Source organism: Candidatus Accumulibacter vicinus, assembly GCF_000584955.1.
Lineage (GTDB): Bacteria > Pseudomonadota > Gammaproteobacteria > Burkholderiales > Rhodocyclaceae > Accumulibacter > Accumulibacter vicinus.
Genome location: NZ_JDSS02000030.1, coordinates 28221 through 44259, shown reverse-complemented (window position 1 = coordinate 44259; position 16039 = coordinate 28221). Strand labels below are relative to the sequence as shown.

The 16039-nt window shown below is 63.7% G+C and carries 16 protein-coding genes, 1 pseudogene and 1 riboswitch; of the genes and pseudogenes, 3 read left to right on the top strand and 14 right to left on the bottom strand.

Translation table 11 applies throughout. From position 1 onward, the window contains the following. Window positions 1–24 precede the first annotated feature (24 nt). From CAPSK01_RS14210 to CAPSK01_RS23095, 4 genes are all read right to left on the bottom strand, one after another. The gene (locus CAPSK01_RS14210; RefSeq protein ID WP_034927971.1) at window positions 25–1320 is read right to left on the bottom strand and encodes a cobyrinate a,c-diamide synthase; all 1296 of its coding nucleotides are present in this window, start codon (window positions 1318–1320) and stop codon (window positions 25–27) included. Then, entirely contained in the window at window positions 1314–1901 is a 588-nt protein-coding gene (gene cobO, locus CAPSK01_RS14205; RefSeq protein WP_034927969.1) for a cob(I)yrinic acid a,c-diamide adenosyltransferase, read from the bottom strand. The genes CAPSK01_RS14210 and cobO overlap by 7 nt, the downstream gene beginning before the upstream one ends. 43 nt (window positions 1902–1944) lie before the next feature. Then, window positions 1945–2706 (bottom strand): 5,6-dimethylbenzimidazole synthase, encoded by a 762-nt coding sequence (gene bluB / locus CAPSK01_RS14200; RefSeq protein ID WP_034927967.1) that lies wholly within the window; start codon window positions 2704–2706, stop codon window positions 1945–1947. Window positions 2707–2746: 40 nt separating this feature from the next. Continuing rightward, window positions 2747–2942, bottom strand: a riboswitch (cobalamin riboswitch). 3 nt (window positions 2943–2945) lie between these two features. Beyond that, complete coding sequence (locus CAPSK01_RS23095) at window positions 2946–3200, bottom strand: hypothetical protein (RefSeq protein ID WP_273703728.1); 255 nt, start codon at window positions 3198–3200, stop codon at window positions 2946–2948. On the opposite strand from CAPSK01_RS23095, the gene fabI reads away from it, so the two are divergent. Beyond that, window positions 3199–3999 (top strand): enoyl-ACP reductase FabI, encoded by an 801-nt coding sequence (fabI, locus tag CAPSK01_RS14195; protein ID WP_034927964.1) that lies wholly within the window; start codon window positions 3199–3201, stop codon window positions 3997–3999. The genes CAPSK01_RS23095 and fabI overlap by 2 nt on opposite strands. A gap of 78 nt (window positions 4000–4077) precedes the next feature. Here the strand turns inward: fabI and CAPSK01_RS14190 are convergent, their stop codons facing one another. The 6 genes and pseudogenes from CAPSK01_RS14190 to CAPSK01_RS14165 all read right to left on the bottom strand — a co-directional run bounded on the left by CAPSK01_RS14190 (window position 4078) and on the right by CAPSK01_RS14165 (window position 8280). Beyond that, window positions 4078–4893, bottom strand: a complete 816-nt coding sequence (locus CAPSK01_RS14190) for a protein-glutamate O-methyltransferase CheR (protein WP_034927961.1) — start codon at window positions 4891–4893, stop codon at window positions 4078–4080. A gap of 6 nt (window positions 4894–4899) precedes the next feature. After that, window positions 4900–5460 (bottom strand): chemotaxis protein CheD, encoded by a 561-nt coding sequence (locus CAPSK01_RS14185; RefSeq protein ID WP_034928010.1) that lies wholly within the window; start codon window positions 5458–5460, stop codon window positions 4900–4902. Next, window positions 5460–5645, bottom strand: a pseudogene (locus tag CAPSK01_RS24340) (methyl-accepting chemotaxis protein); the annotation flags it as partial. The pseudogene CAPSK01_RS24340 and the gene CAPSK01_RS14185, both read right to left, overlap by 1 nt. 589 nt (window positions 5646–6234) lie before the next feature. After that, window positions 6235–6540 carry an STAS domain-containing protein gene (locus tag CAPSK01_RS14175; RefSeq protein WP_034927958.1) on the bottom strand — a complete coding sequence of 102 codons (306 nt, stop codon included), beginning with the start codon at window positions 6538–6540 and terminating at the stop codon, window positions 6235–6237. A gap of 21 nt (window positions 6541–6561) precedes the next feature. After that, on the bottom strand, window positions 6562–7902 hold the full coding sequence (locus CAPSK01_RS14170) for a methyl-accepting chemotaxis protein (protein ID WP_034927956.1): 1341 nt from the start codon (window positions 7900–7902) through the stop codon (window positions 6562–6564). Window positions 7903–7911: 9 nt separating this feature from the next. Beyond that, on the bottom strand, window positions 7912–8280 hold the full coding sequence (locus CAPSK01_RS14165; protein WP_034927954.1) for a response regulator: 369 nt from the start codon (window positions 8278–8280) through the stop codon (window positions 7912–7914). Window positions 8281–8588: 308 nt separating this feature from the next. Here CAPSK01_RS14165 and CAPSK01_RS14160 point away from each other — a divergent pair, with 308 nt between their 5' ends. Together CAPSK01_RS14160 and CAPSK01_RS23090 are read left to right on the top strand one after the other, a co-directional pair. Next, a complete protein-coding gene (locus CAPSK01_RS14160) occupies window positions 8589–9365 on the top strand; it encodes an ABC transporter substrate-binding protein (protein WP_273703732.1) in 777 nt (258 codons plus the stop codon). Further along, entirely contained in the window at window positions 9362–12058 is a 2697-nt protein-coding gene (locus tag CAPSK01_RS23090; protein WP_273703727.1) for an EAL domain-containing protein, read from the top strand. The genes CAPSK01_RS14160 and CAPSK01_RS23090 overlap by 4 nt, the downstream gene beginning before the upstream one ends. 46 nt (window positions 12059–12104) lie before the next feature. Here CAPSK01_RS23090 and CAPSK01_RS14150 read toward each other — a convergent pair whose 3' ends face one another. From CAPSK01_RS14150 to CAPSK01_RS23085, 4 genes are all read right to left on the bottom strand, one after another. Beyond that, the gene (locus tag CAPSK01_RS14150; protein WP_034927999.1) at window positions 12105–12938 is read right to left on the bottom strand and encodes an HDOD domain-containing protein; all 834 of its coding nucleotides are present in this window, start codon (window positions 12936–12938) and stop codon (window positions 12105–12107) included. A gap of 8 nt (window positions 12939–12946) precedes the next feature. Further along, window positions 12947–14065, bottom strand: coding sequence for a chemotaxis response regulator protein-glutamate methylesterase (locus CAPSK01_RS14145; protein ID WP_034927952.1), 1119 nt, complete (start codon window positions 14063–14065; stop codon window positions 12947–12949). A 31-nt stretch (window positions 14066–14096) separates the two neighbouring features. Next, window positions 14097–15287 carry an HD domain-containing phosphohydrolase gene (locus tag CAPSK01_RS14140; RefSeq protein WP_273703726.1) on the bottom strand — a complete coding sequence of 397 codons (1191 nt, stop codon included), beginning with the start codon at window positions 15285–15287 and terminating at the stop codon, window positions 14097–14099. 66 nt (window positions 15288–15353) lie between these two features. Further along, on the bottom strand, window positions 15354–16039 hold a 686-nt coding region (locus CAPSK01_RS23085; RefSeq protein WP_273703725.1), incomplete at its 5' end, for an Hpt domain-containing protein.

Here is a 16039-nt window from a genome sequence, read left to right as displayed (position 1 = left end):
CCCTGGCGATCAGACCAGTTCAGTTCACGGACTGAATAGCGCCGCCACGGCCATCGGATTGGAAGGGAAATAGAAATGGACGTAGGAGGCGGTCAGGCGACCCTGACGGTAGATCGCCTCGCCGGCCCGACCATCGGGCGTTTGCGCGTGACAGAGCGGTGGCAGGGGCGTTTCACTCTTTGAATAATGAAAGGTATGGCCCTGGAGACGGCCTTCGGGCAGGACGACGGACTGCATGCCGAGCGCCGTCAGGCGCTGCTGCATGACGGCACGACCCGGCAGCAGCCCGGCGAAGGCATGACTGACGCCAGCCTTGTCGGTCACCGATTCAAACAGGCTCATCATGCCGCCACATTCGGCGAGCACAGGTTGACCGGCTTCAACGTGGGTACGCAAGGCCGTCCATAGCGCGGTGTTTCTTGCCAGAGTCGGCGCGTGCAGTTCGGGGTAACCTCCCGGCAGCCAGATCGCGTCGCAGACCGGCAGCGGCTCGCCGGCCAGCGGCGAGAAGAAGCGCAGCGTGACGCCGAGTTGCCGCAACGTTTCGAGGTTGGCCGGGTAAATGAAACCGTAAGCGGTATCGCGGGCCACGGCAATACACTGGCCGGCAAGACGTGGCGACACCACCGGCGCCGGCGCCATGGCGAAGTTGACCGTCGGCGGCAGGTCGACCGCCGTCGTGGCTGCCAAGGCGTCAGCGAGGAGATCCAGGCGTGCTGCCAGATCGCTCACTTCCGCCGCCTGCAACAGCCCCAGATGGCGCTCCGGCAATGAATCGTCGGTGCGCGGCAGGGCACCGAACCAGGCGATGCCGGCGGGCAGGCTGTCGCGCAGCAGGTCGGCGTGACGGGGGCTGCCGACCCGGTTGGCCAGGACGCCGGCGAACGGCAGGCCCGGCCGGTAGTGGGCCAGCCCGTGGGCAATGGCTCCGAAGGTCTGGGCCATCGCCCGCGCATCGATCAGGGTCAGCACCGGAATGCCGAAGAGGACGGCCAGGTCGGCTGCCGATGGCTGGCCGTCGAACAGGCCCATCACGCCTTCGATCAGGATCAGGTCGGAATCTGCGGCGGCGCGTGCCAGCCGCCAGCGGGCATCGCTTTCCCCGCACATGCCGAGGTCGAGGTTCTGGCAGGGCCGCCCGCTGGCTACCGCATGGATTTGTGGATCGAGGAAATCCGGCCCGCACTTGAAGACCGTCACCCGCCGTCCCTGGCGGGCATGCAGGCGAGCCAGGGCGGCGACCATGGTCGTCTTGCCCTGTCCGGAGGCCGGCGCGGCGACGAGCAGGGCAGGGCAGGCAACCCGGCCGGTGATCACCATTCGAGTCCCGGCATGGCTTTGACCCCGCTCTGGAAGGCATGCTTTTCCATGCCCATGTCGCTGACCGTATCGGCCGCATCGCGCAGTGCCTGCGGTGCCGCCCGGCCGGTGACGATGACGTGTTGTCGGGCCGGGCGGCTGCGCAGCACGGCCAGGACGGATTCGAGGTCCAGCCAGCCGTATTTGAAGGCGTAAGTCATTTCGTCGAGCACGACCAGCCCGACGCCGGGGTCGCCGAGGTGCCCGCAAGCGACCTCCCAGGCCAGCCGGGCAGCCGCAGCATCGCGCTCCCGGTCCTGTGTTTCCCAGGTAAAGCCAGCGCCGCCGACATGCCAGGCAACTCCCGGCTGCGCCCGGAAAAAGTTTTCCTCACCGCAATCGGAACGACCCTTGACAAACTGCACGACCGCCACCCGCATGTGGTGCCCCAGGGCGCGCGCGACAACGCCGAAAGCGGCGGTCGACTTGCCCTTGCCATTGCCGGTATTGACCACCAGCACGCCACGTTCGACCTCTGCCGCAGCGATCTTCCGGTCAACGACCTCTTTTTTCTTCTGCATCCGTTGTTCATGGGTGATCATCAGGGGGGTCTTTCCGGTTGGCAACGAAGTCTCAAACAGGGCGTCACGATTCATGCGGATAGACGCCCTGCTGCTGGATGTCGGCCTGCATGGCGACCAGCGTCGCGGTCAGGGGATCGTCGCCGGCGGCATCGGTTGCTCCCCACTGCTCGTAATGGATGAGGTCGGCGATCGGCAGGCGTGGCAACCAGCCGGCCTGTTCGAGTTCAGGCTTGTCCTTGAAATGGGAAACGTAGCCGATGCACAGGTAGGCCACCGGAACGATATGGGCGGGGATGCCGAGGGCTGCCTGCAGGGCCTGTTCGTGGAAGATGCTGACCCAGCCGACGCCGACGCCTTCGGCCCGGGCAGCCAGCCACAGGTTCTGCACCGCACAGACGCTGCTGAACAAATCCATCGCCGGCATGTGCGTCCGGCCAAGGACGACCGGTCCGCTGCGTGTGCGGTCACAGCTGACGCAGAGATTGATCGGCGCGTCGACGATGCCCTGCAGTTTCAGCCGACTGTAGATTTCCCGCCGGGCGTCGGGAAACATCTGCGCGGCTTCGGCGTTGGCCTGCTCAAAGAGGCCATGGACCCGTCGTTTGACCGCTTCGGAACGGATCAGCTGGAAGTTCCAGGGTTGCATGAAGCCGACCGAGGGCGCATGGTGCGCGGCCATCAGGATGCGGCCCAATACGGCGTCGGGCACCGGTTCGGGAAGAAACTGCCCGCGTACATCGCGGCGACTGAAGATCGCCTGGTACACCGCTGCTCGTTCGGCATCGGCAAAAGCATGCGCCAGCGGCGCCTTCAAGTTTTCCATGGATTCCCCTTCTGGAAAGACACGGACTGCCTGGCCGTGCAGCCGTATTGCGTCTCCTGGCCGGTCTTCTGACTCGGACTCAATCGTTGCCGCGCCTTCCCGGCCGGGGTTTCCCCGACCAGTGGCCTTCTGCGGCGAACGTCCTCCTTACAGCGCTGGGCACGTGGCGGATTGGCACCGCCTTCCCGATTCTCTGGTCAGCAAGGCTGACCAGCACCCGGAGACTCCTGTGCCTGAAATCATTCAGACATGCTGATGGTGCCATAAGCGCGCAGTTTTTTCATCCCTGTTCGGTTCTTACCCATCCATCGGTCGACGAGCCGCCGTGCCTTCGGGTATGGGCGGGAACGCCGCAATGTCAGCGTCGTCGCGCCAGACCTGCACCCCAGGCGGCCATCAATCGCCGGTTCAGACGGCCATTCCTTTATAATGCGCAGCTTCAGATCTTCCGAAACAACTGCAATTCCAGCCAACTTTAACCATGGAGAAGTCATGGGATTTCTTGCAGACAAGCGTATCCTGATCACTGGCGTACTGTCGAAACACTCGATTGCTTACGGCATTGCCAGGGCCTGTCACCGCGAAGGCGCGCAACTGGCGCTCACCTATCAGAACGATCGGTTCAGGGATCGTGTTGCCAAATTCGCCCAAGAATTCGACAGCACTCTCGTCTACCCTTGTGATGTCTCCGATGACCTCGCGATCGAACAGCTTTTCGCCGGCCTTGCCGAAGCCTGGGATGGCCTCGACGGTCTCGTGCATTCGATTGCCTACGCTCCCAGCGAAGCCATCGAAGGCGACTTTCTGGAGGGCATCACCCGCGACGCCTTTCGTATCGCGCATGACGTGTCTTCGTACAGCTACCCGGCGCTTGCCAAGGCGGCCCGGCCAATGCTCCTGAGAGGCCGTAAACCCGCTTTGCTCGCGCTCTCCTACCTTGGCGCCGAGCGCACCATGCCCAACTACAACACCATGGGGCTCGCCAAAGCCAGCCTCGAAGCCGCCACCCGCTACCTCGCCTTCTGCCTCGGCCCGCAGGGGATTCGCGCCAACGCCATTTCGGCCGGCCCGATCAAGACGCTGGCCGCTTCAGGCATCGGCAACTTCTCGCGCCTGCTTGCCTACAATGCGCACAACGCACCACTGCGCCGCAACATCACCATCGACGAAGTGGGTAACGCCGCCGCCTTCATGCTCTCCGACCTCGCCAGTGGCATCACCGGCGAGATCATGTATGTCGATGGCGGGCTGAACACCACCGCGCTCGGCAATCCGGAGCCGCTGCCGGGGTGAATGGCCGACCTCCGCGTCGGTTCGGGAGGGCCGGCATTCGGGGGAAAGGCCGGCACATTTGCCGGCGGCACGGTGTCCCTACCGTGGTCTTCGATAAATGGTCGGTTTCAGGGCCTGCAGCCGGTTGCTGATGCCGTGCAGCGATTCAGAATGGCCGACGATGAAATAGCCCTCGGGTTTCAGGTGCGGCAGCATGTTCTCGATGACCTTACGCTTCGTTTCGGCATCGAAATAGATCATCACGTTGCGCAGGAAGATCACGTCGAAGTCACCGACGCCGGTGATCGGCAGAGTCAGGTTCACCTGCGCAAAGCGGACACGCTGCTTGAGCTGGTTGTCGATCAGTAGCTTGCCTTCCTGCGAGCGCACACCCTTCAGGCAATACTTGCGCAAATAGCCTGGCGGAATGCCGGAAATCCGTTCCTGCGCATACACCCCGGCCTGTGCTCGCGCCAGGACGGTCAGGCTGATGTCCGACCCGAAAACTTCCCAGGGGCTGTCGCTGCAATGCTCGGCGAGTACCATTGCCATCGAGTAGGCCTCTTCGCCGCTCGAACTGGCGCCGCTCCAGATGCGGAAAGTGCCTGCCCCGCGCCGCTCCTTGAGGATCACGTCGCGCAGGAAGTCGAAGTGCTGTGGTTCACGGAAGAAATAGGTCTCGTTGGTGGTCAGCAGATCGATCATCTGCTGCAGTTCATCGGGATGCTGGCCGGAGGACACCAGCCGATAATACTGGGAGTAAGTGTCAAATTTGTAATGCGCGAGACGGCGGCCGAGGCGGCCCACCAGCAGCACGCGCTTGGCATCGGACAGGCTGATGCCGGCCAGTTTGTAGATCAGTTTCTGGAAGAGCGCGAACTCCTGGTCGGTGATCGGGGATTCGGAATGGTTCATGGATTCTCAGAATAGCTCGATATCGGTCTTCTTCGGTGCGACGAAGAGCGTGCTGGCGTAGCTGCTTTCTGCTTCGGCGATGCTCTGGTTGGTCTGCCCGCGCTTGCAGAAGGCTTCGCCGGTCTGCGGATCGAGGATCACCTTGCGCGACCACGGTCCCATCAGGTCCGAGGCGACCAACTGGATGCCCTCGCGTGTCAGCCATTCGCGGGCGAACTCGGCGTTGCGCTCGCCGATGCTGACGCTGGTCAGCGATGAAATGACATTGCCGCCACCGAAAGCCTTGCTCTGCATACGTTTCTTCTGGGCGCCACGGGCGAGCATGCCGTTCATCAGCGCTTCCATGCAGAAATTGCCGCAAAGCAGGACGTCGAGGTCCTTGTTGGCCGATTTCTCGAATTTCGGCAACATGAAGTGATTCAGGCCGCCGACCCGGAGCTGCGGGTCCCACAGGCAGACGGCGACACACGAGCCGAGGAGGGTGGCGATCGGTCGTTCGTTTTCGATCGCCCAGCCACCGGGGTTGACGTGGCGCGCCAAGCGCTCGAGGTCGCGCGGGTTCCTCATCATGCCACGCAGCTCATCGAGCTCATCGCCGCGCTGCGGCGGCCGCTGTCGGCCCACTGGAAGAAGGTCATCCGTTCCTGCTGCTGCGCCTGGTTGCCGGGTTCCTCGGCGGTGGCGGCGAGTTCTTCGGACGCCGGGGCATTCTGCTGCGTCGCCTGGTTCAACTGGCCGATGGCGGCGTTCAAGGTCAGCAGATGGGTCTGGTAGGCGATGTCGTCAACGGAGAGAGCGAACGCCTCCTGGCGCAGCTTTTCCTCAACTTTGACGAGTTTGTCGCTCAGCGCTGCCAGCATCTTGAAACTTTCGTCCGTGGCTTTCATTGCGGTCAGCCCGAGGGTCATGTGGTCGGTCAGAGCGAAGTCCAGTCCGTTGGCTGCATTAGTCTTGTATTCGTCTTGTATTCGTCAAGACTAACATGAAGATCATGCAGACTGTAGATGGAATCAGTATTTTCTGGCAAAGATTCATGGCTTTCATCTCCTGGGTACACATTTTTCTGGAGGGATGAGGAGACGCATTGTGCCGGACCTTTTCGGGAGCATTCGGATCTTCAGTCTGCCTGGAACGACGATTACGAAACATTCCGCGTCGATTCCCGCCGCTTCTTTCCATCGCTGACGAAGGTGCTGGTCAGTTCATCCATCGTATTTCCTTGTTCCGGGGGAGCGGTCAGCCTTGCGCCGACATGAGCATCGGGTCGCCGAAGGCGCCGGCCAGATGGCAGAAGTCGAGAACCCGCTGCACGGCCGGGATGTAGCCAGCTCGGAGGAGAGGTCAGCCTTGCGCTGAAATGAACATCGGGTCGCCGAAGAGGCCGGCCAGGTTGCAGAAGTCGAGAACTCGCTGCACGGCCGGGCTGTGGCCGACGATGGTCAGCGGCTTGCCCTGCTGCAGCGCTTCGCGCTTGAGCAGCAGGAGGAGTTGCAGGCCGGCGGTATCGATTTCCGGGACAGCCGCGAGGTCGAGGTCGAGGGCTTCGGCCGCCGCCAGCGCGGCTAGCAACTGCTCCTTCTGGGACTGGGCCTGGTAGATCGTCATGTCCTCGAGAATGGCGAGGCGGGCGGCGGCGGATGCAGTCATTGCGGCTCCTTGGGGGGTGGTTCAGAAGAGTTCGACGTTCGACGGTTTGCTGGCCGGCGCTGGCGCAGCGGCTGGAGTGGGCGCCTTGCTGCGGACGGTGGCGGGCGGCTTCGGGCTGCGCGTGGAGCCACCGATCGCCTGGCGATGGGCGTCGCGCTGCTGGTCCATGACATAGGTCGAAAACTGCTGTTCCATCTGCCGGGCGAGCGGTTCGATGCGCGCCTCGGCGCCACTCTCGATGGCCCCGGCGAGCGCTTCGGCGTGCTGGTCGAGACGTGTGAGGCCGCTGATCACCTGTTCGATCTGTTGGCGCGTCACGTCCTGGAACTGCACGCTGGCCAGGGCTTCCATGAACATCGTGGCGAGCCTGCCGCTGTTCGTGGTGATGGTGTCGAGAATCTGCCGTTCGCGCGCCGTCAGGTGCTCGTAGCTGGCACCGAGGGCCGCGAGCTGCTGTGTGAAGCGTTCGAGGCTGTCGCGTTCCTCGTGGATGTGCGAGTGCGCGAGCTTATCCTTGAACTGACGCTCGATGATCTGGGTGACGGCGATGATGCCGTCGTTGATCTTCTTGACCGCGGTTTCGGTTTCGTGCGAGAGCTTCCTCACCTCGTCGGCGACGACCGCGAAACCGCGTCCGGCCTCGCCAGCGCGGGCGGCCTCGATGGCGGCGTTGAGCGCGAGCAGGTTGGTCTGGCCGGCAATGTGCCGGATCAGATCGACCAGGGTTTGCAGCGACCGGGCTTCCTGGATCGCTTCGGCACCGTGTTTCTCGTCGGCGGTGGTCTCTTCGACGCGCTGGGCGATGAAGGCTTCGAGCTTGCCGATCAGTTGGCGATTGCCGGCAATCCGCTCTTCGGATTCGTGCGCCATGGCTTGCGATTCGGCGGCGGCGCTGGCCACGAACCGGTTCAGGTCGGTGACCACCTCGTCGATCGTCTGCAGTCGTGAAGTCACATCGTAGGCGGCCTGTTCGGTCTGCTCGACGACGCTCTGCAACTGCCCGACCAGGACCCGGTTGAAGCGCGGGATTTCCCGCAGCTCGGGCAGGGCGACGCGCTGGCAGACCTGTTGCGCCGGGCAGCGCGCGCGTTCGTCCCGGAGACTTTCGTTGATGCCCAGGTGCGCGTCGTGGTACAGGAACTGCGAGAGTGCCTGCCGGAGGCCCAGGAACAGCAGCAGACCGAGCAGGATCATCAGGATGTCGCGGCTGCGGTCGCCCAGACCGAAGGTCTGGCTCAGGAAATCGACGTACCAACCGTGCAGGAGCAGGATGGCGATGAGCAGCACGACGGCCGCGGCCAGTCCGGTGAGCAGCGAACGCCGGCGGTACTGGTCTTGAGGGTTGCCGAGGGAGGAGGTCATCGTCTCGGCCTAACGGATGACCAGCTTGATGGTATTGAGCAGGTCGTCGGCGGTCGCTGGTTTGACGATCCAGCCCGAAGCGCCGGCGGCCTTGGCTTCCGCCTTGCGGTTTTGCTGCGATTCGGTGGTCAGGAAGAGAATCGGCAGGAACTTGTAGGCGGGCAGCGTGCGCACCTGCTTGATCAGCTCGATGCCGTTCATGCCGGGCATGTTGAGGTCGGTGATCAGGAGGTCGACCGTGACGCCGGCCTTGAACTTCTTCAAGGCCTCCTCGGCATTCGACGCCTTCTCGACGGCAAAGCCGGCCTTGCCGAGAATGCTTGATACGCTGAGCAGGATGGTTGCCGAATCATCGACCAGAAAAATGGTTTTTGCCATGGGGAAGCTTTCTCCTGTGTGGAATGGACGCGCCGCGGGCAGGCCACTGCCGGGACGGCAAAGAGCTTGGTCAATGACCTGCCGCGTGGCAGGGGTCGATCCTTCCGAACACTTTCATTCACACCCGAGCTCATGCCGGGGATTGTACTGACAATTCCCCGCATGAGCACAATTTACCAGCCAACGGCGGGGTTTTTATGATTCAATATCCGATGGTAATGGCCATTTCGGATGGCTGGCGGTCCATGCCTCAAGATTCATTTCCGGAGATTGCAATGCGCATTCTCGTTCTCCTCTGGCGTTTTGCCATGCTGGCCGGCGGTCTGGCCGTGTCTGCTCAGGGAAGCACTGCAGACCTCGCCACGAGCCGGCTCGATCGAGTCCGGGAGGCCAGGGTGGTGCGTGTCTGCATCTGGCCCGATTACTACAGCATCACCTACCGCAACCCGAAGACGCAGTTGCTGTCCGGGATCGATATCGATCTGGCCGGCGAACTCGGCAGGGACCTCGGCGTGGCGGTGCAGTTCGTGGATAGCTCCTTCGCCAGGCTGATCGATGATGTCACTCAGGATCGCTGCGATCTGGCCATGTTTGCGGTCGGCATCACGCCCGCGCGTGCGGAAAAGCTGCGCTTCACGCGCCCCTATCTGGCCAGCGACATCTATGCGATCACCACCAAAACCAATCGCCGGATCAAGGACTGGGATCAGATCGACCGCACCGGCTCGGTGGTGGCCGTCGCCAAGGGGACACTCCATGAGTCGATCATGAAGGGCAAACTCAAGGCGGCGCAACTGCTGGTTCTCGACACTCCATTTGCACGCGAGGAGGAAGTCCAGTCGGGTCGCGCCGACGTTTTTCTGACCGATTACCCCTATAGCCAGCGTTTTCTGGCGAGCACCGACTGGGCGCGCCTGGTCTCGCCCCCTGGTGCCTACCACATCACCCCCTACGCTTATGCCATGCAGCCCGGTGACGAGGCCTGGGCGGCACGCATCGAGCGTTTCGTCAGTGACATCAAGCACGATGGGCGTCTGCTGGCAGCCGCCCGGCGGCACAAACTCGAGACCATCGTGTCCCCATGACGCGACGCGCCTGGCGGCAGTTACGTACGACGTTTCTGCTTCTTCTGGGCGTATTCGTCGGCGGCATGGTCGCCATGAGCGCCTACACCCTGTGGCGACTGCGTGGCGAGGCGGTGGCCAACGCCCTGGGCATCGCAGCGATGCATTCGCGGGGTTTCGAGGACTTCCTGACGCAAAGCCTGCACCTCACCGAACTCGTCGCGGCCAACTCCCTGGCCCAGGTGTCGCTTGTGCGTGATCTGCGCGGCATCGAGCAGACTTTCGTGGCGGCCCTGCAGCATGCACCGTTCCTACGCTCGATGTCCCTGCTCGACGACGCGGGCCAGATTGTCGCCAGTTCCAATCCTGCCAACCTCGGCGTGACGGTGGCGACACAAGACTATCTGCCGGCAGACGCTGGCCGGCTGCAGATCCTGCGCATCGGCAAGCCCTGGGCCGGACGTGATTTCGCCAGTGGCCAGGCATCGACAGCGGGAACGCCCGTCGATGCCGACTCGCTCGGCTTCATTCCGGTGATGCGCAGCATCGGGCTTGGCAAGGGTCGCGTGACCCTACTCTTTGCGCTGAATCCGGACTATTTCATCAACCATGTTGCGCAGAAGCTCGCTGCCGAGGAGGGGTCGGTCAGCGTGCTGCGCTACGACGGCACGCTGCTGATCGATAGCGATCCCGGCGGGCAACCCGGATCGTTGCGGGACCACTTCGTTCGCGACCTGCGCCTGGACGAGGTCGAGTTCGGCCAGTTCGAGCAGGGCAGCAGCGAGGATCGCCCGCAGCTGATTGCCTTTCGAGCGTCGCGCCTGTATCCCTTCCTCGTCGTCACGGCGCTCGATCGTCGGCACGCCCTGCAGCAATGGCGGACCGAGACCAGGATCGTGCTTGGCGTCATGGTTCCCGCCCTGCTGGCGATCACGCTGCTGGCGATCAGCCTCTACCGTCGGCAGATGCAGTTGGCCGAGCAACGCGCAGAATCCGATCGCCTGCAGCAGATCAACGCGGCCAGCGTGTTCACCAACGCCCGCGAGGGCATCATGATCACTGCCCCAGACGGCACGATCATCGACGTCAATGAGGCCTTTTCCCGGATGAGCGGTTTCAGTCGCGAGGAATCCCTGGGGCAGAATCCGCGCTTTCTCCGCTCCGGTCTACAGGAAAAGGAGTTTTACACCGCCATGTGGGGCGATCTGATCGGCCAGGGCCACTGGAGCGGTGAAGTCTGGAATCGCGGCAAGAACGGCGAGATGTTTGCGGCGATACTCACGATCAGCGCGGTGCACGATGATCAGGGCAGAACCCGGCAGTACGTGGCCCTGTTCTCCGACATCACCCTGCTCAAGGCGAACGAAGAAAAGCTCAAGCGGACGGCCCACTACGACGCGCTGACCGGTTTGCCCAACCGCGCGCTGCTGGCCGACCGCCTGCAGCAGGGCATGATCCAGACCCAGCGGCGCGGGCAGCGTCTGACCGCCGCCTTTCTCGACCTCGATGGCTTCAAGGCGGTCAACGACCAGCACGGTCATGAGGCCGGAGACCAGCTGCTGATGACGGTGGCGGGCCGAATGAAGCAGGTCTTGCGCGAAGGCGACACGCTGGCGCGTCTGGGAGGCGACGAGTTTGTCGCGGTATTGCTCGATCTTCCCGACATCACTTCCTGTGCACCGATCCTGAACCGCCTGATTGCCGCCAGCGCCCAGCCGGTGCGGTACGGCGAGCGGGTCCTGCAGGTGTCGACCAGCATCGGCGTGACCTTCTACCCGCAGGCTGAGGAGGTCGATGCCGATCAACTGTTGCGCCAGGCCGACCAGGCCATGTACCAGGCCAAGCTCGCCGGCAAGAACCGCTACTGTGTCTTCGATGCCGAGCTGGATCGCAGCGTCCGCAGCCACAATGAACGGCTGGAGGACCTTCGCCGTGCCCTGTTGGCCGATGAATTCGTTCTCCACTATCAGCCCAGGGTGAACCTGCGCAGCGGCGCGGTGATCGGGGTCGAGGCCCTGATTCGCTGGCAGCATCCGGAACAGGGATTGCTGCTGCCGGCCACTTTCCTGCCGCTGATCGAGAATCACCCGCTGGCAGTCCATCTCGGGGAATGGGTGATCGAACGCGCGCTGGCGCAGATCGCAGAATGGCGCGCTGCCGGACTGGAGATGGCGGTGAGCGTCAATATTGGCGCGCGGCAGTTGCAACAGGCCGGTTTCGTCGAACGACTGAGTGCGCTGCTGGCCGGACAGCCGGAAGTCGAACCCGGCAGGCTTGATCTCGAATTGCGCGAGACCCGTGCGCTGACGGACCTGGCCAGCGTCTGTGCGATCATCAGCGCGTGCCGGAAAATCGGCGTGTCATTTGCCCTCGACGATTTTGCCTGTGGTCATTCCTCGCTGACCTACCTGAAGAGCCTGCCGGTTTCCCGGATCAACATCGACCGCAGTTTTGTCTGCGACCTGTTCGAAGGTGGGGAGAATCGGGCCATCCTCGAAGGGGTGATCGGGCTTGCCACGGCCTTCCGCCGCCAGATCGTCGCCGAAGGCGTGGAGAATGTCGAGCAGGGCCGGATGCTGCTCCAGCTCGGCTGCGAAAATGCCCAGGGTGACGGCATTGCCCGGCCGATGCCGGCTGCCGACCTGGTGGCCTGGGTGGCTGCCCGGCAGGGCGATTCGGCTGGTCGCCATCTGGTCGCAACGGGCCAGTCATAGCCGGGCTGGGTGTTCCCTCTCTCCTGGCAGCGCTCGCCAGGCACGCTTAGAGACGCAACGCCGCCGTCAGCGAACGCACGTCATCTGCCGACTCATGCATGATTTCGAGTAGCGTGTCCTCGCCGATCAGCAGGTCGATCGAGGCTGCCGTGCCTTCCCTGGGAACGCCGTCGAGGTCGCGTAACGGGCTTTCGACCGGAGCCAGTTCGTCGGCCAGCAGCAGGGTATCGCCGAGCGTCGTCGGCGGCATCGCCAGAAAGCCCCGCCAGCACACTTCAATCGCTTCGACCACCGTTTGCGGGACCTCCAGAACCTGGAGCAAGGGGCGGCCGACCTCGGCCTCGCCGGTTTCGCTCCACGCCGGAAAATCCTCGTCGAGCAGGCCGGGATACTCGGCGGCGCGTGAAATCAGGTAGAAGCCGCTGATTTCATGGACGATGCCGGCGAACATCGCGGTTTCCGGGTCGAGGTGTGTCACCTTGCGGGCAATCACCTGCGCCAGTGCCGCGACATGTGCGGTGTGCTCCCAGAGTCGCGCCGCCATGGCACGATCCTGTACCGACAAGGGGGAGGCCAGCGCGCGCGTGACGACTGCCGCTGCCAGCGAGCGCAGATAGCGAAAACCCAGCCGCAGAACGGCGGTGCGTACGTCGGTGATCGGGCGGCCCGAGGGATTGAAGGCGGTCGAGTTGGCCAGTGCCACGACCCTGGCCGACAGCAGGGGTTCGGCCTTGATCAGGTGCGTGGCCTGGTCGATGTGGCAATCCGGATCGTTGAGCGCATGCTGCAGTTTGAGCGCGACCAGGGCGTTGGTCGAGAAGTTCACTTCGCCATGTTCCAGTTCTGCGGCGATCTTCTTCAGGATGTCGTATCGTTGCATGGTCATATTCAAACCTCGCGTGGGTTGAAGGTTTCGATCAGCGCCGCAGGGATCTGCTGGAGTGGCAGCACCCGATCGGCGGCGCCGAGCTTGATGGCCTCCCTGGGCATGCCGAAAACCACGCAGGAGGCTTCATCCTGGGCGATCGTCGCGGCGCCGGCATCATTCATCTCCTTGAGGCCGCGGGCGCCGTCATCCCCCATGCCGGTCATGATCACGCCGACCGCGTTGCCGCCGGCAAACCGGGCCACCGAGCGAAACAGCACATCGACCGAGGGTTTGTGGCGATTGACCAGGGGGCCATCGAGCACCTCGATGTAATACTGCGCGCCGTTGCGCTTCAACAGCATGTGCCTGCCGCCAGGGGCGATCAGCGCGCGCCCCGGCAGCACGCGGTCGTTGTTCCGGCCCTCGCGGACCTCGATCGTACACAGCGAATCAAGGCGTTCGGCGAACATCGCGGTGAACTGCTCGGGCATGTGCTGGACGATGACGATGCCCGCGATCGTCGGCGGCAGGCGGGTCAGTACCGCTTCGAGTGCCTGCGTTCCGCCGGTCGAGGTGCCGATGGCGATCACCTTGTCGGTCGTCCGTTGCACCGTCGCGGTACCGGCGGGGAGGATGGCGTCGGCGCTGTTGCGCGTCATTCTCTCCAGCGTCGGCAGCCGCGTGCTCGCCGCCGGATGGGTGGTGGGGAGCGGCTGTCCCGGCAAGGCGACCCGGGTTCGGGCGGCCGCGCGGATGGCCGCGATGATGTCGTTCGTGGCGTCTTCGAGGAAACCCTTGAGCCCGAATTTTGGCCGGTTGATGATGCTCACGGCGCCGGCGGCAAGCGCCTGCATGAGCATGTCGCTGCCGGTCGCGGCGGGCGCCGAACAGATGATCACCGGCGTCGGTCGTTCAGCCATCAGCTTGCGCAGGAAAGAGAGGCCGTTCATGCGCGTCATTTCGATATCGAGAATGATCACATCCGGCCAGCTCCGGCGCAGCTTGTCCATGGCGAAGAGCGGATCGGCCGACGTACTCATGACCTCCATGCCGGTCTCCCGGACCAGTGCCTGCGCGATGACCTGACGGACCAGCGGCGAGTCATCGATGATCATGACCTGGATTTTCTTTTGGTTCATCAATGCTTCCGATGTTGAATGGGTGAATCGGTCAGGAATGCCGGAGTTCCTGGAGGCTGCCCTGGCCAGCTGCGTCCCCGGATCGGGCCGTGGCCAGGGATGCGCCGGCGACTGGCCATGGCGGTGGGGCGTCGGAGTGACCGGTGGCGATCGTGTTGAAGGTTTCGGCGCAGACCAGGAAGCAGTCGACAATCAGCGGGTCGAATTGTTTGCCACGCCCCTGCACGATGATCTCCACGGCTTTGCCGTGGGGCAGGGCGGGCTTGTACACGCGCTTGCTGATCAGGGCGTCGTAGACGTCGGCGATGGCCATCAGGCGTGCCGCGAAGGGAATGTCCTCGCCGCAGAGGCCTTCCGGGTAGCCCGTGCCGTTCCAGCGCTCGTGATGCGAATAGATGATTTCGCTGGCGATCCGCAGGAACGGGTGCCGGGTGTCGCCCCCGAGTTCGGCGGCGCGCAGGGCATTGCGGCCGAGCGTCGTATGTCGTTTCATGATCTCGAACTCGTCAGCGTCGAGTGGTCCCTCCTTGAGCAGGATCTGGTCGGGAATTCCCACCTTGCCGATGTCGTGCAGGGGGGCGCATTTCCAGATCAGTCCCCATTCTTCGAGTGGCATGCGTTCCCGCTGTGCGGGTTGTTGCAGGAAGTATTCGACGAGCGTCCGGACGTAGGCGCGTGTGCGGCGAATATGGTTGCCGGTTTCGTTGTCACGGGTTTCGGCGATCGCTCCGAGGGCCACGATCGTCAGTTCCTGACTGCGTTGCAGGTCCAGCGTCCGGGCTTCGAGGGCATGCGTGCGTTCGCTCACCAGCGATTCGAGATGGAGATTGCGGTCAGCCAGATAGATCTGTGCCTGGCGCAGGCGTAGTTGTGTGCGTACGCGTGCCAGCAGAATCGGCGGCTCCACCGGCTTGGGCACATAATCGACCGCGCCGAGTTCGAGACCGCGGATGATGTCGGCAATATCCGTGTGGCTGGAAAGAAAGATCACCGGGATCTCGGCGGTGCGGGTATTCCGCTTGAGCGCCGAGCAGACCTGATAGCCGTTCATGTCGGGCAATTCGAGGTCGAGCAGGACCAGGTCGGGTGCCGGCGACATGATCGCCAGCTCGATGCCCTTGCCGCCACGCGTCGCGATGCGCGTGCGAAAGTGCGGGAGCAAGGATGCGTTGATGACTTCAAGGGTGGCCGGGTCGTCATCAATCAGGAGAATGGTGGTCATGATGTTCCATCCGGGTTATGGGTTGTTTGATGATCGGGGAGCGGCCGTCTTGCGATATCGAAATTGTCATCCGGCCTCATCGCCGCCAGCGAGGAGTTGCCGCGCGGCCTCGAAATCGAACTTCTGCACCTCTGCCCGCGCCGCTTGCAGCAACGGTTCCCAGTCGTTATCCGGCAGCTCTGCAAGACAGCTTTCGATCGCCGTGGCACTGCCGCCATCCGCGTCCTGCAGCAAGCGCAGCAGGGCTGCGACCGAAGCGGGCATCGGCCCGGCAGGCCTTGCTCCCGGTGGCGGTCTGCCCCCCCGGCTGGTCGCCTGCCGGGGGGGCGATTGGGCGAGCGCCGCCTGAATGCCGACGCACATGGCCTCAATCGACTGCGCCAGTTGCCGGCGCAGTGCATGGCCCGCCGGGCTGTTCGCCTTGCCGGTCCGCAGAGCCTGCTCGAGCGCCGCGGCCAGAGCTTGCAGTTCGCGCATGCCGAGCATTCCGACGCGGCCCTTGAAGGCGTGCACCGCCTGTCTTGCCGACTCGCTTGCACCACCGGCCAGCAGGGTATCGATGGTCGCGGTGAAACCGGCCGACTCGCCGACGAATTCCCGCAGCCAGTGGCGGTAACGCGCGCGGTTGCCGGCAAATCGCTGCAGTGCTGCGGTGCTGTCGAGGCCGCTGATTGCCGCCAGCTTGTTCTCGCCGGCGTCGGCAGCACTGGCTGCAGGTGGCGCCGCCGCTGCCGGGGCGCTACCCTGCACCG

What these genes read in the sequence shown, in the direction of transcription:
- cobO (WP_034927969.1), bottom strand. Translation starts at nt 1,901, where the DNA reads ATGATCACCCATGAACAACGGATGCAGAAGAAAAAAGAGGTCGTTGAC.
- bluB (WP_034927967.1), bottom strand. Translation starts at nt 2,706, where the DNA reads ATGGAAAACTTGAAGGCGCCGCTGGCGCATGCTTTTGCCGATGCCGAA.
- CAPSK01_RS14175 (WP_034927958.1), bottom strand. Translation starts at nt 6,540, where the DNA reads ATGACTGCATCCGCCGCCGCCCGCCTCGCCATTCTCGAGGACATGACG.
- CAPSK01_RS14170 (WP_034927956.1), bottom strand. Translation starts at nt 7,902, where the DNA reads ATGACCTCCTCCCTCGGCAACCCTCAAGACCAGTACCGCCGGCGTTCG.
- CAPSK01_RS14145 (WP_034927952.1), bottom strand. Translation starts at nt 14,065, where the DNA reads ATGAACCAAAAGAAAATCCAGGTCATGATCATCGATGACTCGCCGCTG.
- CAPSK01_RS23095 (WP_273703728.1), bottom strand. Translation starts at nt 3,200, where the DNA reads ATGACTTCTCCATGGTTAAAGTTGGCTGGAATTGCAGTTGTTTCGGAA.
- CAPSK01_RS14185 (WP_034928010.1), bottom strand. Translation starts at nt 5,460, where the DNA reads ATGAGGAACCCGCGCGACCTCGAGCGCTTGGCGCGCCACGTCAACCCC.
- CAPSK01_RS14190 (WP_034927961.1), bottom strand. Translation starts at nt 4,893, where the DNA reads ATGAACCATTCCGAATCCCCGATCACCGACCAGGAGTTCGCGCTCTTC.
- fabI (WP_034927964.1), top strand. Translation starts at nt 3,199, where the DNA reads ATGGGATTTCTTGCAGACAAGCGTATCCTGATCACTGGCGTACTGTCG.
- CAPSK01_RS14160 (WP_273703732.1), top strand. Translation starts at nt 8,589, where the DNA reads ATGCTGGCCGGCGGTCTGGCCGTGTCTGCTCAGGGAAGCACTGCAGAC.
- CAPSK01_RS14210 (WP_034927971.1), bottom strand. Translation starts at nt 1,320, where the DNA reads ATGGTGATCACCGGCCGGGTTGCCTGCCCTGCCCTGCTCGTCGCCGCG.
- CAPSK01_RS14140 (WP_273703726.1), bottom strand. Translation starts at nt 15,287, where the DNA reads ATGACCACCATTCTCCTGATTGATGACGACCCGGCCACCCTTGAAGTC.
- CAPSK01_RS14165 (WP_034927954.1), bottom strand. Translation starts at nt 8,280, where the DNA reads ATGGCAAAAACCATTTTTCTGGTCGATGATTCGGCAACCATCCTGCTC.
- CAPSK01_RS23090 (WP_273703727.1), top strand. Translation starts at nt 9,362, where the DNA reads ATGACGCGACGCGCCTGGCGGCAGTTACGTACGACGTTTCTGCTTCTT.
- CAPSK01_RS14150 (WP_034927999.1), bottom strand. Translation starts at nt 12,938, where the DNA reads ATGCAACGATACGACATCCTGAAGAAGATCGCCGCAGAACTGGAACAT.